The organism is Planococcus halocryophilus (genome assembly GCF_001687585.2).
Taxonomy (GTDB): domain Bacteria; phylum Bacillota; class Bacilli; order Bacillales_A; family Planococcaceae; genus Planococcus; species Planococcus halocryophilus.
The window spans coordinates 3,191,196-3,216,321 of record NZ_CP016537.2; the positions used below are offsets into that span (position 1 = coordinate 3,191,196).

Consider the following 25,126-nt stretch of genomic DNA (forward strand, 5'->3'; position numbering starts at 1 on the left):
TAGAAATTAGAGAGATAGATCTTTAGAGAGATAATAGGGGGATTTTTAAATGGATATCGTTTTTGGTTTACTACTGTTTGTTGCCTTATTGGCTTTAGTCGCTAGTATCGTAATGCTACTGGTCAGTTCAATATTTAAAAAGGGATGGACGACAAAACAAGCAGGTTTAGCTACAGGAGTTTCATTTGCAATAATGGTTGGTTCTGTTATTGGCCTGGGCTTTACGATCGAAGAAATTGAAACTACGGAAGAAGTTGAAAGTCAGCCTACATTAGCGGATTCAGAGAAGGAAAAGGAAGAACTTCTAGCTCAGGAAAATGCTGAAAAGCAGGCTGCCGAAGAAAAGAAAAAAGAAGAAGCGCGTCTCTTAGCTGAGAAAGAGGAAAAAGAAAAAGCTGAGGAGCTTTTGAAAGAGCAAGAAGAAGAACGTTTGGAAAAAGAAAAAATTGCAGAAGAGGAAGCTTCAACCCAACTCAATAATGACTTATTCGCAGGATATGAACTCATCGAAGTCGATGGTGGAAATCTATCTGGACATCGCGAGGCGAAGGTGGTCGTCGAAGTCGGTTTTGGAGACCGTGAATATTGGGCATTTACGAACGAATACGGACAATTGGAACGAGTTGTAGCTGGTGAAATCGTTTTGCAAGATGACGATAATGAAGCTGTATTAGCGTCAGGTCGATATTATTCAGATGAGGCCAAAGTTCCTGGTGTCGAAAGTGATGTGTTAGATGAAGGACATGTACTTGCGGATTCGCTTGGCGGAGTATCGAATGCTTATAACATTACTCCACAAGAAAGCACGCTCAACCGACATGGCGATCAAGCGTATATGGAAGATGCCATCCGCACAGCAGGTGGCGCTACTAATTTTGAAGCGATTATCACTTACCCAGATACAGAAACTCAAATTCCTTCAAGTTATCAGTACACCTACACAATAATGGGGAACGAAGTCGTTGATACTTTTGATAATATAAACCCTGATAAAGTAAACGCATCACTCGGTTTAACAGAAAGCGAGCCTACGGAGTCAAGTAGTTCAACAACAAACGAAGATGTTTCGAGTGTTGATACCAACGGCAATGGACAAGTAACGATAGCAGAAGCCAAAGCAGCCGGTTTTAGTATGCCAATCATGAGTGATCATTGGTTATACCCGCATATGCGAGATAACGACAATGACGGTATGGTCGGCGAGTGATTTTTCAACTTGCGTGCATACTTTCTCCTATTTAAGGAGGCCAAGAAAGTGAAAAAAGGATTTCTTTTAATTTTACTGGCCATTTTCCTAAGTGCGTGTAACCCAGTTAAGGATAGCGACCTTGTAATTGAGCAAGAGGAAATCATAACTAATTCGGAGAAATTTGAAGCGTTTATCGAAAATCTTAATAATGGAAAAGAAGATAAAATACGTATTGTCCGAAGAACTACAGAAGGCGATCCAATTTTTGATACGCTAGATTATAATGGAGAAAACATTACGTATACGCATGATAATTCCCATGACAAATATGCAGACTCATCTAAAGGAACACAAAGTGGGACTTGCGAAAATATAGACAATGAACAAAGTGAAAACGAAAGAATATATCGTCTAAGTGGCTGTTCTTCTGAAATTGGAAAGTATTTTGAACTTGAAGTTTCAGATTAACTTTTAATGAGCAAAGAAATATTAATAAATTTTTAGAGAAAATCATAGTTAGGAGGAAAGATAAGATGTTCAAAAATCATATTACCGGATTGGGAATTATTTCGATCATATTAGCAATCATAGGATTGATTTTACTGTTTTCGAGTGCTTCGTTCGGAATTTCGTTAGGAAACTCTTGGCTGACCGGTCAAGTAGATGGTATTGCTGATACGAGCAATTACGTGATGGTGATGGAAACGTATACCAACGCTTTTCTCATTACCGGAGGGATTTTATTTGCTGCAGGTTTGGTCACAGCTATACTTACTTATTTCACTGCCTTATTTTTGGGAATTAAAACTCCGCCTGAACAGGAAAAGTAAAAGTGAGCTAGTGGTTATTCTAGTTTTAAGGATTTATTTAATAAACGTTTAAAAAAGAGTAGCTTCGGCTGCTCTTTTTTGGTGAAATTTCTTTATGTTATATTGATAGAAAGGAGTGATTCCATGCCCAATTTAACGAATAACGTCATTCTTGTCACCGGAGCTAATCGAGGTCAAGGAAAGGCAATTGCCGAGAACCTTGCTCTATTAGGCGCCGTAGTAGGAATTGGTGCCCGGAATTACGACGAAGCTAAAAGAGTCGCCGAGATGATTGGCGAACGCGCCTTTCCGGTTCAGTTAGATGTTACAAAAGAGTCGGAGTGGCAATTAGCGGTTGAAACGCTGGTCAACAAATTTGGAAAACTGGATGTGTTAGTGAACAATGCTGGCGCACTGACACGCAAATCGTTTCGAGAGACGACGTTAGATGATTTTCAGCAGTTGATCAATGTTAACCAATTGGGTGTTTTTCTCGGCATGCAAGCGGTACTTCCGCAAATGGAAAAGCAACGAAAAGGTTCAATTGTAAACAATATCTCGATTTCTGCATTTTCCCCTATTGCGAAATCCGCCGCTTATGCAGCAACAAAAGCATCTGTCGTGGCCATGTCTAAAGTGGCTGCGATTGAACTCGGTTCACTCGGAATCCGTGTAAATATGGTCCACCCAGGAGGCATCGAAACAGACATGGCTACTGGCGGCGAAGCCGTTCCTGCGTTTTACGATTCTGTGCCATTAGGGCGTATTGGCCAGCCCATTGAAATTGCGAAAGCAGTCGCCTTTCTCGCTTCTGATGATAGTTCTTATTGTACAGGTACGGAAATTGTTGTCGATGGTGGCATGACGCTTGGAGTTACGGATGAGTGAGTGTCACTCCACTAAAGGTGGAACAAAAGCTCTCATACAATAAATGAATTTTGAAAAATAGATTTCGATTGCTCTTTTTAGATTGTTACCATCAATAAGCCAAAAAACAGCGTGATCTTTTATTTCTTATGCCTATATTCATGAGTTGAATAGAGAAAGATTTTGGGTTTTGTAAATATTTTATTGCTAATGACTTTAAATAGCGAATGAATTTCTGGCGATGTCGCTATGACATTAACTTTTTGTACTTGTATCACGACGTTTTTTTCCACATATTTGGATATACTGTCCGAATATGTGGAAATACTGTCCGATTTGTCTCAAATACTGTCCAAATTAGACTGAATACTGTCCAGATCAAATCATTTACTAGCGACCGAAATTTTTTAGAGGTCAATCAAATTTTGTATAAAGAGATTCCCATTCAAAACAGCCACAGAAACCTCTTCCTAAGAAGTTTTGTGGCTGTTTTCATTCAACTACTATTCTTAATACATTATCTCTTATTTTATAAGCCCTTATAATTATCTTAATAAATCGAATAAAATGATAATTAAATGACATTTTAATGAATTTATTGTATAATCCCTCTAATGATTTATAAGCGCGGTCTTATCTATTTCCTGGGAAATACCCGACCAATGCCGAATAATCTTAGATGCGTTATACATAAGTAGTGATTAGGAAGCTATCAAGTCAGTTATGAAATTTTGGTTATCTGCACTTCGAAAAGGAGGAGTAACCATGAAGAAAATACTATCTATTGATGGCGGAGGCGTTCGCGGAGTGATCCCTGCACTTGTTTTAGCTGAAATTGAAAAACGTACAGGTAAACCCATCTCTGAGCTTTTTGACTTAATTGCGGGTACGTCGACGGGTGGACTGCTGGCTTTGGGGCTTGTGAAACCGAATGGAAATTCGACTTCGATGTATACCGCACTTGAACTGGTGAAGTTATACGAAGATGAACGAAAGGTGATTTTCGCTAATTCATTTGAACATCGACTTTTTTCACTTGGGGGACTCATAGATGAGCGCTATCCTTCAACAGGAGCTGAGTCCGTATTTGAGAAATATTTTGGAGAAACAAAACTTTCTGAGGCTTTGACGGATGTCATTATCACGAGTTACGAAATTGAAACACGTACTTCATGGTTTTTCAAAAGCACTAAAGCCAAAATGAAGGATCAACAAAATCGAGATGCCTATATGAAGGACATTGCCAGAGCGACTTCCGCAGCTCCAACCTATTTCGAACCAAAGCAAATAAAAATGCATGACGTTTTTAGTTTTATCGATGGTGGTGTCTTTGCAAATAATCCTGCTATGTGCGCTTACGTTGAAGCTAAATGCACTTATTTAAACGAGGAAAATTTTTTAGTCGTTTCTTTAGGTACAGGAGAACAGCAGGACCCTATTTTATATAAAGATGCAAAAGATTGGGGTCTTGCGGAATGGGCCGGCCCCTTATTGAATGTTGTGTTTGATGGAGTCAGTGATACGGTCGATTATCAGCTCAGAAACCTTTTGCCCCACCAAGAAGGCTATGAGCGATATTATCGTTTCCAAACAAATCTAGATACGGTAAGTGACAAGTTGGATGATTCCTCGGACGAGAACTTTAATGCGCTAGTTCATTTAGCGAAAGATCTGATTGTACGGAACGATCAACAGATCACCGCTTTATGCGAGCAGTTAAAATGAAATTTTGCTAACCATATTATTTTCATGAATTAAGAAAACGAGAAGGCGCTGCTAGTAAGTGCCTTTTCTTTTTGATTTGCTGCGAAAGATATTTCTGAAGTGACAAGGATGAGTAAATTCCTTTCCATAAAAAGACCATAGACAGCCCGATTTTCCCGAGTGTGTCTATGGTTTAAAATAGTCTCATACTTATTTCAAGCTCGGCTTACCTGTAAGAGGGTTGTAACAAACTTTTCTTCCAAACATCTTAACACAAACTCCATTTATAGCTAGGTCTGTGGTCTTTTTGACAAACGGGTGATCCAAGAGATCTCCGGCATCATCAACGGTGTCTTCAATGACATCCACGATTTTATCCTTGATTTTATCAATTGTTTTTGTGGCATCACTCACTGCCCCGCCAACCGCACCCGCTGCACCACTAACCGCACCGCCAACTTTACCTACAGTATCACTAAACCAGCCTTCTTGATCTTCTGCTGATGCAGGAATAAGCGTTATTTGTGTATCTAACACGATTTCATTTGTAGAGCCATTAAAACTTTCTACGTCCTTCATGCCTTCATTCATAATTTGTTCAATAATGGCACGTCCAAAGGCTTCATAGCTGTCATGATTTTCAATGTTTTGGTTGCTCATTGACTCTTGGGAAGCTTTTTTTTCTTCGCTATCAATGATTTGTTTAAGGATTTCAAGTTGATTTTGGGATAGTCTTTTTTCAGCCATTTTAACCTCAACTTCCTTTCCAATTTTAATCACTTTAACACCAGATCTAATGTACCCACTTCAAGAGTTCTAACGGTTCATCATTAATCTAGCTACTCTTCCCCTTCATTCCCAATGTGGTAGGAATAAGCGTTATTTGTGTATCTAACACGATTTCATCTGTAGAATTCCCAAAACTTTCTACACTTTTGACGGCTTCATTCCTAATCTGGTTAATAATAGCGCGTCCAAAGGCTTCATAAGTATCATGGTATTCAACATTTTGGCTACCTGCTACTTCTTTTGAAGAGTCTGATTTTTCCCTATCGACGATTTGCTTAAGAAGTACAATTTGCTCTTTTGAAAGTTTTTTCTCGGACAATTTAGCATCACCCGCCTTTCTGAGCTCCATACCTATGACGTCAGCCGGGATTGCTCCTCCTCAAGAATTCCACCAAAACTCCACTTTTTTTCTTACTCAGAATGATCAATTAACGCATCAAGATGCTTTAAAATCGAGCTTATTCTTATCCCCTCATTTGCCACCCATTGTGTTCTGTCATTGGGATCGCGTACGCCAGAATGATGAAGCGCAACGACAACCCATTGATCGTTAAATACAGGTGACCCAGATGAACCCGGCTGTGTGTCTGTCACATAATGGATGAAATCTTCTGATAAAAATTTAACTCGGTTTTCTCTGACTGTTACCGCTTTATGTCCACCTTGCGGATGCTGAATAATAGAAACGTATTCATTTTCCATGATGTTTAGATTAGGTGAAAGTTTCAAATGCCCAAAATCAGTCAGCCTTCTGTTATCACCTGAAAATTCTTGGACTGCAACGATTGTAAAATCCAGCCTTTTATCCGTTATGAATAGTTTATCCGGATCAAGTCTAAAAATGGTTGATTGACACAGAACGTTATTTTCATCCGTTTGGTAGTTAAACTCAGCGGTACTATAAACTGCTACCTCTTCTTTATCTAAAACATGGTTGTTTGTCATGATTAGAGACGGAGATATCAGAAATCCCGTACCATATCCTACGACTCTTCCCACACGATCAGAAAGGACGATACGACAAACTGAATTCCCTATATTGAATCCGGATTGCAAATAGGATATGGGAAATAAATCATTTCCAAAAATAATCCGTTCTAAAGCAGGGCCGTCCAGATCCTCCGCATTTTCGATTCGTGCTTCTATTTTTTTTGCCGTTTCATGTACAGTTTCTACGTCTTCCTCATCTGGTTTTTCTTCGCTTTTTTCGAGAAGCTCTTGATATCTGCTCAGTGCCTCTTCATTGATTCTTTCTTTTTCTTCGATTAACTTTTCTTTTTTATTTTCTAAGTTTTTAAACGGGTGAATGTCAGAAATGGTAACCATCTCCTTTTCCAATAAAATTGTAGCCGTTAGAAATAAACTCAATACCCCCCTTTATGATACAAATTGGTTAAGAGAGTGTTCTAAGCATGAGATTCTTTCTATTATTGAAAATGAGTTATTTAGTCTATGGGCTCAAGGTACTACACCAGTAAAAATTACCTTTATTAGGACTTTAACGTCTCGGGGCTCCCGAATGTATTTTGCTAACTCTAACTTTTTTGAGCACAATATTTGGCACCGGCAACGTTACTACCATGAGCACTAATGACTTAAAAGCTATTAAAAAATCCATTTATATTTATGTATCTTTTTTACTATATTTATGACTTTTTTATTAAAAAACCGTTTGTTCACGGCTCATTATACACCGATATTAAGTAAATGCAACGAAAAGAACTTATTTTTTAAAATATTTAGAAAACTTTTTTATTTATCTTTTATTCAACTTATAAAAATTATAAAAAAAAACCTGAAGAATATAGAATTCCAATTGATTTTGCGTTGATGTTAACAATAAGTTTAAAAATATTATCTCTCATATGAGGTACTACTTTTTAATTTTTATCTCGTAAAAAATGAAAAACCAACCACAAAATCTCTTAAAAGAAATTTTGTGGCTGGTTTAGTTTAGTTAGAATGATGGTTTTATCTTTTAGTTATCCCTTAAAGTCCAGGCAAGATGCCTGCAAACAAGTTCAAGATAAACACCGTAACCAAAGCCGTCAAGCCTGCGATAAAGCCTCCGCCTGTCCAAGCGAGAAGAGTTTGTGGGATTGTCAGCTTACCGAAGCGGTTAACCACCCAGAAACCAGAGTCGTTCGGCAATGATAGACCAATACCACCTGCACAGATTGCAAGACCGAGTAAAATTGGGGAAACGCCAAGTTCGCCGACCATTGGTCCCAGAATACTAGATGTTGTAACCAGTGCCACTGTTGCTGAACCGAGTGAAGCACGTAAAATTTGAGAAAAGATAAAAGCTAGCAAAAGAACGGGAATGCTCCAACTTTGCATTGTTGAAATCAAGTGATCGCCAATCCCACTGCTATTAATAACCGCACCAAACGCACCACCCGCACCAGTGATCAAGATGATCATTCCTGCTGAGTTGATCGCTTCAGAATACAAGCGATTGTTTGGAATTGCGATATACGGACGCAAAAAGATAATGGCTGCGAAGACACTGATTAACAGTGCGACATTTTTTTCTCCGACAAAACCGAAGATACTCGCAATTGCTGTTCCTGGGAATAGGAGTTGCGACACCGTATTCGTTAAAATTAGGACAATCGGTAATGCCAACATCGTGAAACTCAAGCTTGTGCTGATTTCTTTTTTCGGTAAATCCGCTTTTTCGATGACAATTTCTTCTACTTCGCCGGAATGTTTAATGCGCTTTCCAATAAACATCCCGTATAAGTACCCTCCAACTAACGTAGCTGGAATGGCAACGATAATACCGTAGATGATAAAGAGACCAAGTTCTGCCCCTGTGTTTTCTGCAACTACCAGCGGTCCAGGAGTTGGAGCAATCATATTATGTGACACGATTAAGCCGACACCAAGTGCTGTTACGAAACTCACGACTGAAATTCCTGTTTTTGTAGCAAGTGAGCGAATCAATCCACTTAAAATAACAAATGCTGCGTCAAAAAATACCGGAATCGAAACAGCTGTACCTGTTAACGCTAGACCTGCAGAAGATCGTTTAACTCCAAATACATTTAGGACAGCTTGTGCAATTTTTTCAACAGCACCCGATGCTCCTAGAAATTGACCAAAGATAACCCCAAGACCAATTAAAATCCCGACACCTGCGAGCGTATTCCCAAATCCTACCGTAACCGTCGAAGCTACTTCTTTTAGTGGCATGCCGATAGATAATGCAGTTAAAATAGCGATTGTGATTAACGCGAGAAATGGTTCGATTTTCAGCTTAAGAATAGCGAAAAATAGAACAGCCAATGACAGAACAAAAATCAAAATCAACAAATTACCAGTAATCATGGAAACCTCTCCCTTTTCAGTTCATTTTTTATGAGGTACAGCAAGTAAAAATATAATTAGAAATGATAACGGTTTCATTAGACCTAACCCTTATCTTCTGAGGCATGAGCGCTATGGCTTCTGCTCGTGAGAAAAGGATTTTTCACTCGAGTTGTTATTTCTTGAGCACTTGTATAAATTTCGCTATTACCGGCTCTATTGCTTGTTGCATACCTGCCATTACATCTGAGAGATGCATTGTTTCTTCCTCTTTCAAAACTTGCTTGAGGTAAGAAGTCGTGGCCATCGAGACTTCTGTATTAACATTCACTTTGCAAATCCCTTTTTCAACTGCTTGTTTCATCACATGTTCTGGCGTCCCAGAACCCCCGTGTAAAACTAACGGGATGCTGACAGACTGTTGAATTTCTTCTAACAGCGCTAAGTTAATATTCGGCTCCCCTGTATACATGCCGTGAACCGTACCAATCGCTGCTGCCAAAAAATCAACGCCTGTTTCTTCCACAAACTTCTTAGCATCCTGAGGATCGGTCAATGTGCCATCGCCGTCTTCTTCATCTGAAAACGCACCGCGCGCAACTGATCCGATTTCGGCTTCTACACTAACTCCTGCCATATGGGCAATTTTTACGATTTCTTTTGTGTAGCTTATATTTTTTTCAAGATCGTATTTAGAGCCATCGTACATAACCGAGGTAAATCCGCAATCGATCGCTCGAATAATCGATTCTTTTTGATAAGCATGATCTAAGTGGAGGGCAATCGGAACGGTCGATTTTCCAGCTAATACTTTAGTTAAAGCAGCAAAGCCTTCTACGTCTACCATATCGAAATACCTTTCACCTAACGCAATAATCACCGGGTGATTTTCTGCTTCTGCTACGCGAATGACTGCCTGCAAAGTCTCAAGGCTGTAAACATTAAAAGCTGCTACGCCGTACTGTTCTTTTTGAGCTGTTAAAAGAATGTCTTTTGTATTTAGTAACATTCACAGACCACCTTCTTCTTGTATTTGCGTGCCCATACGTATGAACCGCCAATTTATTGGTGCAATAGCTCAGCTACTTCTTTTAAGGTTGTTTTCGACCCGACATTCCCTGGAAAAATAACATAGGCTAAGCCTGGAAACTTACTTTCACTGCCAGTCAGCCATACTGGAATTCCTGGTTTGATCTGTCCGGCAACTGTTGCTCGCTTTACGCTAAGTCCATTTGTTCCAATATCACTAGAGGTAATGCCCCCTTTGGCAATGATAAAGCTTGGTCTTGTTTGAATGTTTTTAACGATACTTGTGACAGCATCCGAAATTTTCACGGACAACAGCAATTCTTCTTCTTTTTTATCCTCACCAAGATCGAGTCGCTCCCGCTTCGTATATACGGCAACCGTCTTGCCTTTTTGAATCAGTTGCTCGCTCTTTTGGATGATCCGCTGAATTTCTTTTTCAAACTTCTCTAGATCCAACACCAAATGAACATCGAACTCGATAAATTCTATGAAACTGCATGTTTGCAGCACGTTAAATTGTTCAGTTGTTTTTTTCACATGGGAGCCAATCATTATTAACCCGCCATTTCCAGAATGATCCTTGACCAATTCGTCTCTTGTTAAAAGCGCTTTGTCTTCAATACCGCCAATAATTTTCGTTAATGCGGCAGCACTTCGGAACATGAAATTCTTCCCTGCTTTCATCGCGCGAATAAGAGCAATTACGACAACTTTCACGTCCACATATTGTGTCGCATTGACAATTACTTTGTTAAAGTCTTCTACTCCCATAAGCTGCTGTACCAGACGGTCAATTTCGAGACCCCGTATGTCTTCTAAAGAAAGATATGTAGCATCGGATGCTTTAAAGGCGCCACCTGATTTTTCTTCTGCCCATTCTCCAAGATGCGAAGACGCGTAACCAAATGTGCGATCTTTTGCAAATTCTGTTTCACCTGCTGGAATTAATTGATCTTCATCCTGCACGTAATGAATATTTTCGATTGTGAAGCGTCCACCTTCTTTGAAAAACGGCATAATAACTTCTCCATCAAATAGACGATCTGATTGCGCTTCTATCGTATTTTTTAAAACTTCTGTTTCAAGCGGATAGTGACCACGTAATGTCGAGTCCCCACGACTAATGATCATATAGTCTTTTTGTTGTTGCTCCGCTGTTTGAAGTATCGTCTTTGCTATTTCTTCGTGTGCGACTTTTGTCTCCGCAGCTGTAAACCCTCTTGAATTGGTTAAGATAAAAAACATAGTGTTCTCTTCAGCAAAACCTGCTTCAATGCTTTCAGGCGTCCAGTCTGTGTAAACAGAAATGCCATGTACGGTTTGAACCCCTGTCGGATCATCATCTAGCACAATGATTTTTTTGTTAAAACTTTGTAATTCATTTGTGAGTAATTGATTTACTTTTTCTTCATCCGGAACGGATGGCAGATGGCTAAATGTCTCGGTTGTATTTAAAGTCTTAGAATTGGCCATTATCAGGTTACCCCCTTTTCACTTCAACGTTTGCCAATTTTTCGTAGTATTGAATTATGCCGCCATGATCATCGCCAGCTTTTCCATCTACTTTTAATGCATGAAAAATTTCAAGCAATTGGCTCGAAAGCGGTAGAGGTACACCAATATCATGAGCTGTTTCCATTACGTTTGTAATATCTTTTAAATTAATGTCAATTCGTCCACCTGCTACGAAGTTGCGATCTAATATTAAAGGAACTTTCGCATCCAGTACCGCACTTCCAGCAAGTCCGCCTCGAATTGCTTGATACATTTTTTCAATATCAATGCCTGCTTTAGCAGCAAGAATAAGTGCTTCAGACATTGCTGCGATGTTTAGGTTTACGATAATTTGATTTGCCAATTTGGCTGTGACACCGCTTCCACTTTTGCCAACGAGTGTAATGTCTGAACCTACCGCTTGAAGTACGGATTTCACGGATTCGAATACTGTTTCTTTACCGCCTACCATAATCGATAGTGTGCCATCGATTGCTTTTGGCTCTCCACCACTTACCGGAGCATCCAGCATTTCGACGCCTAGTTTTGCAGCCTCATTAGAAATTTCAACCGAAGCCACAGGAGAAATGGAACTCATATCTATAATGACAAGTCCTTCTTTTGCCGTTTTCAAAATCCCCTTTTCTCCAGTCACTACTTGTTTCACATGCTGGGAAGCTGGCAACATCGTAATAATCACATCACACACAGATCCCATTTCATCGGGCTTACCTGCTGTTGCTCCAGCTTCTACTAGTGCATCCACACTTTCTGTATTGAGATCATTTACCATTACCTTGTATCCTGCTTTAAGTAGGTTCAGTGACATCGGCTTTCCCATTATCCCTAAACCAATAACTCCAATAGTCTGTGCCATTTCAATTTCCCCTTTCAGTCTCTAAATAGATTTTTTTAGATAACGCTTTCATAACTCTTAAAATGAATTGTACACACAATTTTATATTTTGTATACATTTTATTTTAAATTGTATACAAAATAATTCCTCCCTTTTAAATTTTGGTTATTAAACTTATACTTTAAAATAAGACAACTTACTTTAGGAGACGATTAGATTGACAAAAAAACCAACACAACTTGCTTACGTCCATGCTTATGAATATATACGGGATCGAATTTTAAGTGGAGAGCTCGAACGCGGAACAAAGTTGGTTGAGGAGCGGTTAGCGGAAGAGATGGGCATCAGCCGTACGCCGGTGCGAGATTCTATACGGAAACTTGAACAAGAAGGTTTGATCAAGCAAAAATGTGTTGTAAATCCTAGCGATATGGATCTTCGCCACGTCTTTCAAGTTCGTACGTTACTAGAAGGTTTTGCTGCGAACTATTGCGCCACCTATATAACAGATGAGGCATTGGCTAAACTTAAAAATTGTGTAGATATGGGCCGAACAGGTACGATTGAGGAAGTCATGGCAGCGAATAAAGAATTTCATGAAATCATTGTAGGCGCTACCAACAACCCTGTAATGATTGATATATTTGACCGCATGCAGTCGATTATTTACTTGTTCCGAAAAACAGTAGTCCTTCATAAACGTCCTCTATTAATCGAAGAACATCATGATATTTATGAGGCCATCCGTCAACACAATGCTGATGAAGCCGAGCGGTTGATGAAAGAACACCTGCAACTCGATTTGGAGTTTTGCCTAAATCGAATGAAAGGCTAACAGTGTGAAATAGATTTGTTAGATGCATGAAAAAAGGTTCTTCAGCAAATGTTGGGGGGTGGCGGCATCACCTTCCTACTTAACCGACATCAAGCCCCATTTCCTTGTACTTGTGTGTTAATAATATTTTGGCACGAGCACGGGTGAAATTCTGTAAAACGAACACATTCCGCTTGATTATTTTTTTGAGATTGTTGATGCCTTTGAAAAAGCCATTAAAATAAGCGAAGGCAAAACTGTTCAAGATTTCGGTCTGCCAGTTTCGGAAGGTGCCTATCGCTTTTCTGAACTCCCAAATTCCGGACAGTTCCACTAACTCATAAAATGTAGGTAGTTGCTCTTAGGTCTTGAGGATATCCTCAGGACCTCTCTTTTTGCTTGTCTGAATCCATACGCAATACGCTCCCTTCAGTTCATCAGCTCGTTTGAGTTCCTCACCCATTCCAAGGTACCGATTCAAATACCACCGGTCTTCCTCAGTTAACTTGTGATTTTTTTATAAAAGATATAACGCATTCGTTCGCCAATTTTCCAGTCGTAGTCGTTCCAATTTTTTTGTACTCTTCTACGCACCCCGTTTAGCGCCCATTAGATGTACCGGCAAAAATGGAGACTGCGTGTCTTTATTATGAATAAATTGTTTCAAAACTCCACCATTTAGTATAGAACCTATTTAACGGAACACACCCTTACCAAAGTAAAAAACGCATTAAACCCTAAGCCTAGGGTTCAGTGCGTTTTAGTTGCAGATCGTTTTGTTCATTATTTCGTTTCCGGTGTCGCTAAATCAGATAGGATGAGATTCTTTTGCTCGCTGATCAAAGCTTACTAAGCTTTTCACACCTAGTTTTTTTAACATTTCCTTATTATCCGCTGTGTAATTTCCAAGATCGTCGGGATAATGGCTATCGGAGGATAAAGTAAATTCGACTCCTCGTTCTACTAAAGTTGTTAAGAAAGACGGTCCTGGGCACATCTCCTTTACTGGATACCGATAATAGAGCCCCGCATTCACTTCAGTTGCCGTGTTTGTTTCGACAAGCGCGTTGGCTATCTTTTCATGCCATGTTTGGTTGAAGGTTGGATCTTGTACTTGGTAGTTAAAGACTTTTAAGTTGTCCAAATGTGCGACAAAATCAAATAACTCCGAGCGAATTGCGCCTTCAACTATGGTGTAAAATCGATTATATAAATCCTTTAGATCAAATTTTAGAAACGTATCTGCAGTTTGAGGGTTATCGAATCCCCAACCATCGACAAAATGAACAGATCCGATGACAAAATCCCATGCGTGTTCTCCCAATAGATCGGTTAGTTCCGTTTCGCTTCCTTCAAAATAATCAGCTTCTATCCCGAGCTTTAACTCAATTCCTTGCAACTGCCATTTTTCTTTTTCTTTTTCGATAGCCTCAACAAAATCAGCCATATTTTCCGTCATGACATGATTTAACCAATCTGATTGAGCTCTCCCGATTGGGTGCATATGATCCAGAATCATATTCTTTTCAAAATAACTCCGGGTTTCTTTAAAACGGTATAAATGATCCACAATGCCAACTTTCTTCAAGCCTAACTGCTTTGCTTTCTCTAAATACAAATCTAGCCAAAAACTGCTAAAACATCCGTGGTCAACCCGCTTTTGCAATTGCTTTGTTTGCCAAACCATAAATTCCTTTGATCCTTTTTCCAGATCAGGCGGTGCTCCAAAAGATGACAAAGTTTTAGCTGTTCGTTCCAACCACTTTACTGTATAGGGTCCTTCTTCTAAGTGAACATGAAAATCCATTTCCATTATTCTACTCCTCCCCCTTTTACCACTGTCCATAGCTGTTCGTATTCTTGCCAGTCTTCTGGACATGATTGATCGCAGAGTATTTCTGTTAGTTCGTCTAAACCGCAAATGCTGTAAAATGATTGCTCTCCGATTTTAGTTGCATCGGTCAATAAGATCCTGTTACTGCTTTGCTCCAACATTTTGGATGATACGATTGATTCATCCATATCAAAGTCAAAAACGACTCCATTTTTCACTCCGCCACACGATAAAAAAACTTTGTCGAGACTCATTTTCGATAACCACTCGACCGTTATGGGTCCTGCTACTGAAGACTGTGCCGGGTTGGTGGTGCCTCCAAGTAGCAATACTTTTCCCGTTATCCGTCCTTCTTCTAATGCTAGATTAAAACGTTCGGCAGCAGCAAGCGAATTGGTCACCACCGTCAAGTTGTGCACGCCCTCCAAATAATCGGCCAAGTGCACAGTGGTCGTTCCTACATCAACGCCAATGGTATCACCATCTTCAATGCGGCTAGCCGCGGCTTTTGCAATTTGTTGCTTTGCTCTTTTTTGCATATCCAGTTTCCGCTTAAACTGCGGTTCAGTTCGAAGTTTCAAAAATGGAATAGCCCCTCCGTGAACACGGATTAGTAATTGGCGATTTTCCAATTCGCCCAAATCTCTACGTATAGTTTCCGGTGCGACGCCCAGTTGTTCGGCAATGTCCACGACCGATATTTTCTGTTTTTCTTGCAATTGGTTTATTATGTATTGGAATCTCTCCAGTTTTAAGTAGGTCATTGGAGATAGATCACATCTTCTGGCGAGATATAGCAGTCGTATTCTTTTCCAACTTCGATTGTATGTCCACGATGATGCAATTGTTCGACAGAAAACTCGCGGTCTCCTGACAGAAAAACCGTTCGAATAACATTTCCGCTCATCACTGATTTTTTAGCAACCGCTTTTAACCGATAGTCAGCGACCGTTCCTTCAAACAATATTGCTTCCGGACGAATGGCCAGTTTGTCGCCTGTTTTCGTTAAGCTTTTTCCAATCAACTCTTCTAATTCTGTTTTGCTAAAAACATTGTAATGACCGATGAAATTTGCAATAAATTCGGTTTTCGGCTTGGTATAAATGTCAGTTGGCGTTCCCCATTGCGCAATTTCACCTTTATTCATGACGAAAATCTTATCGGAGACTGCCATCGCTTCTTCTTGGTCGTGAGTCACGAGAATCATGGTGATCCCCATTTGGCTTTGAATCGAGCGTAAATCTGCCTGCAGTTTTTTGCGAATTTGTGCATCTAACGCACTTAGCGGCTCATCTAACAGCAACACTTTCGGCTCGACGATTAATGCACGTGCTAAAGCCACTCGTTGTTGTTGACCGCCGGATAATTCATGCGGGTACGCAGCTTCTTTATCGGACAGATGGACAATTTTTAAAATTTCCTGTACTTTTTTTTCAATTTCTACACTATGCATTTTATTGATTTTCAAGCCAAAAGCTACATTTTCATGCACTGTCATATTGGGGAACAAAGCATAGGATTGAAACACCATGCCAATTTCACGTTTTTTGGTCGGAACTTTTTCCATGTTTTTGTTTTCAATTTTCACCATGCCAGCCGTTGCTTCTGTTAACCCCGCGATAATTCGCAAAATAGTGCTTTTGCCACAACCGCTCGGTCCTAAAAGTGTAACGAACTCCCCTCTTTCAATCGACATATCAATCGAAGAAAGAACAGTCGAAGTGCCGTAATTTTTTTGTAAGTTTTCTATTTGAACATAACTCATGACTTCACCAGACCTTTCGATTGTTTGGTCAATACGGAGATCGCCAATGTCAAAATCCCCATCAATACAAGATACACAAAGACAACAGCACTCGCTATATGTCCGCTTGTACTCAATTTTTCCATCAAGTAAATTTGAACGGTTTCAAATCGCGAGCCGACAACTAAGTTAATCAGCACAAATTCTCCAAATAAGATGGAGAACGACAACAAGGCACCGACAAATAATCCCGGATATATGGCCGGCAACAAGACTTTTGCAAAAGCTTGACGTTTTGAAGCACCTAATAATTCCGCTGCATCTAATAATTGTTTGGCGTTGATATTTCTAAGACTGTTGCGAGTTCCTTGATAAATATAAGGAAAAATACTGATGACATAGACACCTAACACTGCCAAAATCATGGGTATCCCTAGTTGAGTATATGTACGGATCAAGCCAACCGCTAAAATAACACCAGGGAAGGCATAAACTAGAACAACAATGGTTTGCATCCATTTTTCATATTTCGGAAAATACAGCACGATCACAAATATTGCCGGGACCACTAAAAGAAAAGCAAGAAGAACAGCACTTCCTGACAGCAACACGGAACGTCCGAATGCTTGGATAAACTCCACATCTTGAAACAGCACAGAGAGCCACTTAAAGGTTAATCCTTCCGGTAAGACTGTACTGTTCCATTCAGTCGAAAACGCATAAAGCGCCGTGGCAATAATGGGCAATATCAAATACAGCATGAGAAAAAGCAAGAACAAATCAGCGACTCCCTTTTTCTTCATTATAGATTTCTCCTCGCTTTCTTAATGCTCCACTCACTAAGGACCATTGCTGAAATCATGGTTGCTCCGAGTAATACGGCGATAGCGCTGGCCAGTTCCGGTTGGGCAAAAATGTCGCCCGATAGCAAAGTCCCGATTCGGATAGCTGCTAAATTATAGTCACTACCGGTTAAGGCATAGGCCGAGGCATAGGCGCCCATCGCATTGGCAAATAACACGCTAAAGGTTCCAACAATTCCTGGAAGCATTACCGGAATGCCGATTTTCATCCAAAATTGAACTGTATTGGCGCCCAATAAAGCAGCAGCATCTTTCCATTGCTGTTGAATTCCGTAATAAATCGGATATAGCAGCATTAGGGATAGCGGCAATTGAAAATAAATATAAATCAATAACAAGCCGCTCCAGCTATATAGAGAAAAAGAAGCAAGCGCATCTAAATTCCATTTCTCAAACAACAACGTAAACAGTCCACTATTGCCAAGTAACACAATAAATGCAAAAGCCAATGGAATACCTGAAAAATTCGAAGTCAAATTGATCATCACTAAAATTCGCTCTTTTACGGGATCTGTAAAACGCATCATCGCATAAACCGCAAATAACGAAACGACAAGCGCTACTAGTGCAGAAACAGCTGATAACGTAATGCTGTTTTTGAATCCTTGTAAGATGTAGCTATTCAACAAAGCCGTTTTGTACTGATTTAACGTAAAGCCATCGCTGTCAGTAAAACTTGATAAGAACATATTCACTAAAGGGATCACAAAGAACATGCAAATTAAAAGAATGAAAGGAATGAGCAAAAATAAGGATTTATTTTTTGTAGTCAAATTATCACTGCTTCCATTAAATATTGTTATTTTAAACTTTCTTCTATATACAGATGCATGGTTTAACGCAATTACTGGTGCTTAAACTAAAAGACATTCTTCCATTTTTAAAGGCACCATTGCTTTTGACGGTTCAATTTCTAATAACCGACAGGCTAACGGCGCAATCATCAACTGTGACAAAAGTTCATCAGATATTCCTGCAGCTATTTTTTCAGACATCACAAACAGTGGAACGTGGCGATCTTCAGCTGTATTTCCCCCATGGTTGCCATCTGCAGTCATTCCGTGATCAGCTGTAATGATGACGTCGTATCCCTGCTCCTTGCAAAGAGGAAGAAAAACCGACAGCAATGCATCTACAGAAAGCACACGGTTCCGGTATTCTTTTGAATCTGCCGTAAACTTGTGGCCGTCGTCATCTACGTTCATCGGGTGGATATAGAGAAAATCGGGTTGTTTTTTTTCCATGAGCCACGAGGCTTCCGCGAACAAGTGGCTATCGGGGTAATGATCTTCAAAATAAAACAAACCATTTTCAATCAGCAATTTCGTATCTAGTTGAATACGATCTTGCATTTCATTGAAAGGAGCTGAATTATATAACTCACTCACCCAATAGTAGGCGGCAGCAGCAGTTGTTTTGCCGCTGTTTTTCGCTAAATGGAATAAACTTTGCTGAGTGGATAACCGCACCGTCCGATTGCTGTTAATCCCATGGACGACAGGAGGCGTACCCGTCAAAATGGTTTCGTATAATGGCCGGGAAAGCGATGGAACTTCTGAGCGTACTTTGTAGCGAGCAGCTTTGCCATTTTCTATTAAATGCTGCATATAACCCATATGGCTGCAAGCTGTATCAAATCGAAGGGCATCTACGACAATAAGAACGACTCGATTAGTTGCCATGGATTAATACCTGTTCTTGCCACATTTGAGGAATTTTCTTGGTTGCTTCTTCCCAAGCCGCTTGGTCTTTGACTGGCTGTGTGTTGGTATACATTTCATCCGGTAATAACATTGCTTTTACTTCTGATGAAAGTTCTACATTTTCACGAATAGGACGGGCATAGCCTCTTGCTAAATTCTCTTGTCCCTCATCTGACAGAATATACTCTCTTGCCAACATCGCAGCATGAGGATTTTGAGCATATTTGTTAATCACTGTAGCGTAACCCGACATAATGGATCCTTCTTCTGGAATAACAATATCAAATCGGGATTCATCGATTTGATTGCTATAGCCTAATGCATTGAAATCCCACATGATGGCAACATCAATTTCTCCTTTTTCAAGGTTTGCTACTGTTGGATCTCCTTGCAAACGTCCTTGTTCCGCCAATTCCGCAAAAAAGTCGATACCTGGTTGCAGATTATTTTCATCTCCACCAAAGGCCATTGCCGCTCCTAAAATAGCAAATTGTGCCTGATTTGCCGTTAAGGCATCGCCAATACTTACGATATAATCTCCATTTTTGATGTCTTCCCAAGATTTTGGGGGATTTTCAACATTGCTAGTATCTGTTAAGAAAGCCATCGTTCCTGTATAGCCAACTATCCAATGCCCTTCATCGTCTTTTGCCCACTCTGGAATATCCTCCCAATAACTAGTTTTATACGCTTGCGTCAATCCTTTTTCTTCAGCAATCGGTCCAAATGCGACTCCGACATCGCCAATATCAGCAGAAGCATTGTCTTTTTCCGCTTCGAACTTTGCTAATTCCTCTGCACTCGACATATCTGTATCGGTATGGGCTATGTCAAACTCGGTTTCTATTTCACTCCACGTTTCTACCCAGTTTGCCCATGTGTCAGGCATGCCGACAGAATTTACTTCGCCTTCTACTTTTGCTTTTTCGATTACTTCTTCTTTCGTTAAAGAATTTCCATCAACTTGCGCACTTACACTTTCTTTATCACCAGAGCATGCTGCCAATACACTTACTGCCATAATTCCTAACACACTCTTTTTTAAAATTTGTTTAAAGATCATTTTGAAACCCCCTATTTGTTTTTGTTTGTTTTTGTTTGATTACAATAATAATCATAACGAACAAACATTGAGCCAGTGTAGAGTCTTTCATAACGATTCGTAAAGATTGTTAAAGGGATGTGAAGAGTATGTAGACCTACTTCATTATTTGAATATAAAAAAGCACTGGATTTAGAGCTTTGAAACAGCTCTAAATCCAGTGCTTTTTTTATTTGTTCTCACAGATTTTATCATCTTCCATATAAGACTATTTGGGTATCAGCTGATTCCAAGTACCCTCACACTTTGTTCCCTGATCATTACTCAAAAATTTTTCACTATTGGAACTTTCGTTAAAAAACACCTCATATGGTCACTCTAGTTTATAAGTCGGCAATTGTTCATCATTCGAAAGTTTCATCATAAATGGATAGAGTCCTAAAAATACAATCATCAACGCGATAGCAAGCAAGAAAATCCCTATGCCATTAAGGTCTAAAAATAACGTCAATGTAATAATGAGAAATGCTGGTATGTAGCTAAAAATGCCGGTCAGCCTTCTCGATTTCGGTATAAGGTATTGGTTCTTTTCGCAATAAGGACATTTGGCTTTATTCGTAAGCTTCACTGTATTTTTAACTACTGTTTTCCAAGGCCATTTTTGACCACAATTTTCACAGATTGGCATGATTTCACTCCTCCTTAAATTCATTTTCTCGATTAGCTGTTTGCATATAGCGAGTAAAGTAAGCACCGGTGATTAGCAAAGCCACGGTTAGCGCCATAGTGAACAAGTCAAGAAAGCTTAACCAATAGCCGGCTGAATTAACGACACTGATTAGTAAAAAACAACTCGTTGTCATTCTACTTTTGGGATTTGTATTGGTTTTTTCTTTCGTTTTTATGATTTTATTGATTGAGATGCCTACTGCTACAACTGCTAGTAAAGTGATTATTATTAGTCACAAAAATAGCGCATCCTTTTATTTCCTATAGCTGTATTTACGAGTTGAATGAAGAGAAGTTTCGGATTTTTTGGAGGTTTTATTGCCATAGACTCTGTATGTGGTGTGAAATCCTTTTAAAATCAATGCTCCCCAGTTATTTCACGATGTTTTTTTCCAGTTAATTGGATATACTGTCGAGTTTACTAGAAATACTGTCCGTTTCACAGCAAATACTGTCCGAGTGGGAGTGAATACTGTCCAAATCACACCATTTACTAGCGACTGAAATTTTTGCGTGGTCAATTTAAAGTATAGAAAAAATGGAATTAAAAAAAACAGATTCTAACCTCCCTCTATTTTCACCAATTAAAACCAGCCATAAAAATCTCTTTAAAAGAAATTTAGTGGCTGGTTTTATTTTGATAATCTATTAGTCACATAAAAAAATGTTCACACTCATCCCTTCTTGTAAAGATTGGACACAGTTTGGTGTAAAAGCTTACATATTTATCCACAAAAAAGCACTCCGTTTAGAACTCTGGATCAGCTCTAAACGAAGCGCTTTTTTGATTTTATCGCCGGCTATTCTTCTTCCAAAAAGTCATTTTCAACAAGCCAGTCGTAAGCAACTACAGAAACACTTTGTCCTTCAATGTCGACGAGATAATTCAGTTCTCTCATAATGTCACTGTTTAGGCTATCTGCCAAACGAGCAGTAATTTCTTCAATTTCGGGATATTTTTCAAATACCTCTTGATTGATCGCGACAGCTGCTCGGTACGGTGGAAAGAATCGTTTGTCGTCTTCTAACACGACTAAGTCATAGTTTCTGATCGTAGCATCTGTTTCAAAGGCTACTGAAACGTCAACCTGCTCGTTGTTCAATGTCCGTTGCGTCAATCCTAAGTCCATTTGACGCACTTGGTCAGAACCAAATTCAAAACCATACGTATCTTCTACGCCTGGCAAGCCGTCCGAACGATTCGCAAATTCGGCATCGGCAGCCATCGTTAACTCTCCAGGATTTGCATTGATATAGTCTGACAGGTCACTGATGGATTTGATGCCGAGCTCTTCTGATTGCTCGCTTCTCATGGCGAGCGCATAGGTATTGTTGACATCCGACATATTCATCCAGTGAATGTCGTTTTTGATATCATTTTCTTTTACCTTTTCAAAAGCCGCCTCGGGGTCAGCGATCGAATCTTCGCCCATATATGTAATGAGCGCCGTTCCTGTGTATTCCCACATCATGTCGACTTGGCCATTTTCCAACGCTGAGCGAACGACACTACTGCCGAGATTGTTCATCTGGTTTACTTTAAATCCTTCTTCCACTAATAAAAAAGCCGTCATTTCCGACAATAAATACTGTTCCGTAAAGTTTTTGCCCCCGACCGTCACTTCTTTTCCGGTCACGCCTATTCCTGAACAGGCCGACAAGATCACCGCAGTAATCAGCAGAGGGATCAGTTTGAGTAAGTTCATGACAAATTTTGATACCTCCTATCCTTATCGCTAAGCTTTCTCAATACGCCTTGATCCTTTTGGCACGACGATATATTCGATTTTACGTAAAATATAATCAGCTAAAATCGCCAATAAAGTTACAGGGATGGCTCCGGAAATCAGGAAGCCGTTATCAAATAAATTAATCCCAGTAAAGATCCAAACGCCAAGTCCACCTGCTCCAACCACATAAGCTAAAGCTGCTGTACCAATGTTCAAGACAACAGCCGTCCGGATGCCGGCAAGAATGGAGTAAGCCGAATTAGGAAGTTCAACGCGAAATAAAATCTGATGGGGTTTCATACCCATCCCTTTTGCAGCATCGATCATGTTCTTATCAATAGAGTCAATGCCTGCTACTGTATTTCTGAAAATTGGCAGAATCGAATAAATAAACAGCGCAAAAACGGCAGATTTAAAACCGATACCTAAAATACTAATCATCAATGCCAGAACTGCTAGACTGGGAATCGTTTGTCCCAAATTGGCGACATTGGAAACCAGCCATTCGGCTTTTTTGAATTTGGGTCTAGTGATGAGAACGCCCGCTGGTACAGCTACCAAAATGGCGAGAATTGAAGAAACCAGTACTAAAACAACATGCTGTCTCAGTAACACCAAGAATGTTCCTGATTGAGTAAAGATATAGTCAAAATAACTATTGGCAATCGCCCAAATGAAGAATGTGGCGACCAATGCATAAAGCGCGTATTTGACAATATTGCCTATCCATTTTTTACGGTTCACCGAATCACCCTTCCTGAGATGCGGACATTTTCCCTTTTATTTCGAAATGTAGGTATTTTTGAACAAGATCGATTGTAATTGTGCCAATATTTTCATCCTGATCGTTCTTCACAACTACTTGATCTGCTTCTTGATTCATTAGCATGGACAAAGTATTGCGCAGATCTTGATGGATATTGATCGTTTTCGTATCTTGAATCGATTCGTCAACCGGACCGAGTCCAATAATTGTTTGTAAATCTTCTACCGTGTGTAAGCTCAAACTTTTAATGGCACGGTCTTTGCCAAAAAATTGGGAGACAAATTCATTTTTGGGATGTGAAAGCATTTTTGAAGGTGTATCAAATTGCATAATTTCTCCATTGCGCAAAAGTACGATTTTATCAGCCATTTTGATCGCTTCGTCGATGTCATGGCTAACAAAAAGAATCGTTTTTTTCACTTCTCGCTGAATCTGTAGAAACTCTTCTTGTATCTTGTCTCGAATAATTGGATCGAGTGCCCCAAACGGTTCATCCATCAGCATAACCGGAGGGTCAGCCGCAAGTGCACGCACTACACCGATACGCTGCTGCTGGCCACCTGATAATTCATGTGGAAAACGCTTGCCGTAATCTTTAGCATCTAATCCGATCAGCTTCATCAAATATTCAAAGCGTTCTCGCTTTTCTTTTTTGCTCCATCCTAAAAGATCTGGAACGAGCATGACGTTTTCTTCAATTGTCATATTAGGAAAAAGTCCGTTGCTTTGAATGACATAACCAATTTTTCTTCTCAATTCGATGGCATCTAAATCTTTGGAGTTTTCATTATTAATAATGATTTCGCCTTCTGAAATAGATTCCAACCGGTTGACCATTCGTAACAGCGTTGTTTTTCCACAGCCTGAAGGGCCGAGCAACACGACGATTTTTCCTTCTTCAACGGTAAAATCAACATCGTTGACAGCTACGATCTCTTCTCCGTATCGTTTTGTAACATTCTTGAATGAAATCATATGCTCACCTCTCTAGAGTTAATCGGTTAACGCTTTGATGGTAAAACGTTTTTGAATCAATAATAAAATGGAATCTGCAATGATGGCGAGTATCGCAACAGCGATAGAGCCACTGATGATCAAGTAATTGTCACCTCTGCTAATTCCTTGTGTAATTAAAACCCCGAGACCGCCAGCGCCGATATACGAAGCGATGACGGCAATCCCGATATTCATAATGACGGCCGTTCGTACGCCTGCCATAATAACGGGCATGGCATTTGGAATTTCGACACGCAACAAACGCTGATGCGTTTTCATGCCCATGCCAATCGCTGCATCGCGCATTTCTGGATTGACGTTTTTTATGCCGGTATACGTATTACGGATAATTGGCAGTTGTGAATACAATACGAGCGCAACAAAAGCTGGCACAAAGCCAATCCCTTGATTGATAAGAGAAAAAATAGGAATCATTACTCCAAAAAGTGCAATGCTCGGAATTGTTAATGTAATAGAAGCAATTTGAAGAACTGTGTCTGCTAGGTACTGGTTCGTGGTCAAGTAAATACCGAGCGGAATACCAATCAAGAGTGCCACGATAATTGCTAGAGAAACTAGCACGGCATGATCAATTGTTAGCTCTAAAATACGAGGAGCGTTTACCTCAAGAAACCGGAGCCACTTTTCCATTAAAACACCTCCCTTCTATGATCAGAAATTACTAGCTGAATTGGAACTTGATTTGGCAGCTGTACCTGTTAAAAAGCATTAATAATTTTTAAAAAAATAAGACGACTTAAGAGCACGGAAACCCGCTGTACTCATAAGCAATCTAAGCCGCACTCTGTGAATATTCAAGCATAATAATTGTCTTTATTTTTCATAAATCCTAAA

At 39.8% G+C, this 25,126-nt stretch carries 25 protein-coding genes and 1 pseudogene; 6 read left to right on the forward strand and 20 right to left on the reverse strand.

The window, feature by feature from the left end:
- The first annotated feature begins 49 nt into the window (after positions 1 to 49).
- From BBI08_RS15750 to BBI08_RS15770, 5 genes are all read left to right on the forward strand, one after another.
- Positions 50 to 1,207 carry a DNA/RNA non-specific endonuclease gene (locus tag BBI08_RS15750; RefSeq protein ID WP_008496151.1) on the forward strand — a complete coding sequence of 386 codons (1,158 nt, stop codon included), beginning with the start codon at positions 50 to 52 and terminating at the stop codon, positions 1,205 to 1,207.
- Positions 1,208 to 1,255: 48 nt separating this feature from the next.
- Entirely contained in the window at positions 1,256 to 1,657 is a 402-nt protein-coding gene (locus BBI08_RS15755; protein ID WP_008496152.1) for a DUF4362 domain-containing protein, read from the forward strand.
- 65 nt (positions 1,658 to 1,722) lie between these two features.
- Entirely contained in the window at positions 1,723 to 2,019 is a 297-nt protein-coding gene (locus BBI08_RS15760) for a hypothetical protein (RefSeq protein ID WP_008496153.1), read from the forward strand.
- Positions 2,020 to 2,142: 123 nt separating this feature from the next.
- Positions 2,143 to 2,886 carry an SDR family NAD(P)-dependent oxidoreductase gene (locus BBI08_RS15765; protein ID WP_008496155.1) on the forward strand — a complete coding sequence of 248 codons (744 nt, stop codon included), beginning with the start codon at positions 2,143 to 2,145 and terminating at the stop codon, positions 2,884 to 2,886.
- A gap of 744 nt (positions 2,887 to 3,630) precedes the next feature.
- Positions 3,631 to 4,590, forward strand: coding sequence for a CBASS cGAMP-activated phospholipase (locus BBI08_RS15770; protein ID WP_008496156.1), 960 nt, complete (start codon positions 3,631 to 3,633; stop codon positions 4,588 to 4,590).
- Positions 4,591 to 4,779: 189 nt separating this feature from the next.
- Here the strand turns inward: BBI08_RS15770 and BBI08_RS15775 are convergent, their stop codons facing one another.
- The 7 genes from BBI08_RS15775 to garR form a co-directional block, all read right to left on the reverse strand.
- Entirely contained in the window at positions 4,780 to 5,349 is a 570-nt protein-coding gene (locus BBI08_RS15775) for a hypothetical protein (RefSeq protein ID WP_237146551.1), read from the reverse strand.
- A gap of 55 nt (positions 5,350 to 5,404) precedes the next feature.
- On the reverse strand, positions 5,405 to 5,707 hold the full coding sequence (locus BBI08_RS15780; RefSeq protein WP_237146552.1) for a hypothetical protein: 303 nt from the start codon (positions 5,705 to 5,707) through the stop codon (positions 5,405 to 5,407).
- A 62-nt stretch (positions 5,708 to 5,769) separates the two neighbouring features.
- Positions 5,770 to 6,696 carry a trypsin-like serine peptidase gene (locus BBI08_RS15785; protein ID WP_237146553.1) on the reverse strand — a complete coding sequence of 309 codons (927 nt, stop codon included), beginning with the start codon at positions 6,694 to 6,696 and terminating at the stop codon, positions 5,770 to 5,772.
- Positions 6,697 to 7,347: 651 nt separating this feature from the next.
- Positions 7,348 to 8,691, reverse strand: a complete 1,344-nt coding sequence (locus tag BBI08_RS15790) for a GntP family permease (protein WP_065528329.1) — start codon at positions 8,689 to 8,691, stop codon at positions 7,348 to 7,350.
- A gap of 154 nt (positions 8,692 to 8,845) precedes the next feature.
- Positions 8,846 to 9,679 (reverse strand): class II fructose-bisphosphate aldolase, encoded by an 834-nt coding sequence (locus BBI08_RS15795; protein WP_008496164.1) that lies wholly within the window; start codon positions 9,677 to 9,679, stop codon positions 8,846 to 8,848.
- Between the two features lie 53 nt (positions 9,680 to 9,732).
- The gene (locus BBI08_RS15800; protein ID WP_156874350.1) at positions 9,733 to 11,172 is read right to left on the reverse strand and encodes a four-carbon acid sugar kinase family protein; all 1,440 of its coding nucleotides are present in this window, start codon (positions 11,170 to 11,172) and stop codon (positions 9,733 to 9,735) included.
- 7 nt (positions 11,173 to 11,179) lie between these two features.
- Entirely contained in the window at positions 11,180 to 12,070 is an 891-nt protein-coding gene (gene garR, locus BBI08_RS15805) for a 2-hydroxy-3-oxopropionate reductase (RefSeq protein ID WP_040850293.1), read from the reverse strand.
- Between the two features lie 197 nt (positions 12,071 to 12,267).
- Between garR and BBI08_RS15810 the strand changes: the two genes are divergently transcribed.
- Positions 12,268 to 12,885, forward strand: a complete 618-nt coding sequence (locus BBI08_RS15810; protein WP_008496168.1) for a GntR family transcriptional regulator — start codon at positions 12,268 to 12,270, stop codon at positions 12,883 to 12,885.
- Positions 12,886 to 12,964: 79 nt separating this feature from the next.
- On the opposite strand, the pseudogene BBI08_RS17455 reads toward BBI08_RS15810, so the two are convergent.
- From BBI08_RS17455 to BBI08_RS15875, 13 genes and pseudogenes are all read right to left on the reverse strand, one after another.
- Positions 12,965 to 13,207 (reverse strand): annotated as a pseudogene (locus BBI08_RS17455) (transposase); the annotation flags it as partial.
- Between the two features lie 465 nt (positions 13,208 to 13,672).
- Entirely contained in the window at positions 13,673 to 14,677 is a 1,005-nt protein-coding gene (locus tag BBI08_RS15820) for a histidinol phosphate phosphatase domain-containing protein (protein ID WP_065528331.1), read from the reverse strand.
- Positions 14,677 to 15,462, reverse strand: a complete 786-nt coding sequence (locus BBI08_RS15825; protein WP_040850295.1) for a DeoR/GlpR family DNA-binding transcription regulator — start codon at positions 15,460 to 15,462, stop codon at positions 14,677 to 14,679. Before BBI08_RS15825 ends, BBI08_RS15820 begins: the two co-directional genes overlap by 1 nt.
- Positions 15,459 to 16,463 carry an ABC transporter ATP-binding protein gene (locus BBI08_RS15830; RefSeq protein WP_065528332.1) on the reverse strand — a complete coding sequence of 335 codons (1,005 nt, stop codon included), beginning with the start codon at positions 16,461 to 16,463 and terminating at the stop codon, positions 15,459 to 15,461. The genes BBI08_RS15825 and BBI08_RS15830 overlap by 4 nt, the downstream gene beginning before the upstream one ends.
- Complete coding sequence (locus BBI08_RS15835) at positions 16,460 to 17,245, reverse strand: ABC transporter permease (RefSeq protein WP_008496170.1); 786 nt, start codon at positions 17,243 to 17,245, stop codon at positions 16,460 to 16,462. Before BBI08_RS15835 ends, BBI08_RS15830 begins: the two co-directional genes overlap by 4 nt.
- Positions 17,245 to 18,021 carry an ABC transporter permease gene (locus BBI08_RS15840; protein ID WP_008496171.1) on the reverse strand — a complete coding sequence of 259 codons (777 nt, stop codon included), beginning with the start codon at positions 18,019 to 18,021 and terminating at the stop codon, positions 17,245 to 17,247. Before BBI08_RS15840 ends, BBI08_RS15835 begins: the two co-directional genes overlap by 1 nt.
- 138 nt (positions 18,022 to 18,159) lie before the next feature.
- Entirely contained in the window at positions 18,160 to 18,987 is an 828-nt protein-coding gene (locus tag BBI08_RS15845) for an alkaline phosphatase family protein (protein WP_008496173.1), read from the reverse strand.
- Positions 18,977 to 20,071 (reverse strand): ABC transporter substrate-binding protein, encoded by a 1,095-nt coding sequence (locus BBI08_RS15850; protein ID WP_008496174.1) that lies wholly within the window; start codon positions 20,069 to 20,071, stop codon positions 18,977 to 18,979. Before BBI08_RS15850 ends, BBI08_RS15845 begins: the two co-directional genes overlap by 11 nt.
- Before the next feature lie 352 nt (positions 20,072 to 20,423).
- Complete coding sequence (locus tag BBI08_RS15855) at positions 20,424 to 20,738, reverse strand: TIGR04104 family putative zinc finger protein (RefSeq protein ID WP_008496175.1); 315 nt, start codon at positions 20,736 to 20,738, stop codon at positions 20,424 to 20,426.
- A gap of 841 nt (positions 20,739 to 21,579) precedes the next feature.
- A complete protein-coding gene (locus BBI08_RS15860; RefSeq protein WP_040850298.1) occupies positions 21,580 to 22,485 on the reverse strand; it encodes an ABC transporter substrate-binding protein in 906 nt (301 codons plus the stop codon).
- 30 nt (positions 22,486 to 22,515) lie between these two features.
- A complete protein-coding gene (locus BBI08_RS15865) occupies positions 22,516 to 23,253 on the reverse strand; it encodes an ABC transporter permease (protein ID WP_008496178.1) in 738 nt (245 codons plus the stop codon).
- 4 nt (positions 23,254 to 23,257) lie between these two features.
- Complete coding sequence (locus BBI08_RS15870; RefSeq protein WP_008496179.1) at positions 23,258 to 24,250, reverse strand: ABC transporter ATP-binding protein; 993 nt, start codon at positions 24,248 to 24,250, stop codon at positions 23,258 to 23,260.
- An 18-nt stretch (positions 24,251 to 24,268) separates the two neighbouring features.
- On the reverse strand, positions 24,269 to 24,922 hold the full coding sequence (locus BBI08_RS15875) for an ABC transporter permease (RefSeq protein ID WP_008496180.1): 654 nt from the start codon (positions 24,920 to 24,922) through the stop codon (positions 24,269 to 24,271).
- Positions 24,923 to 25,126 lie beyond the last annotated feature (204 nt).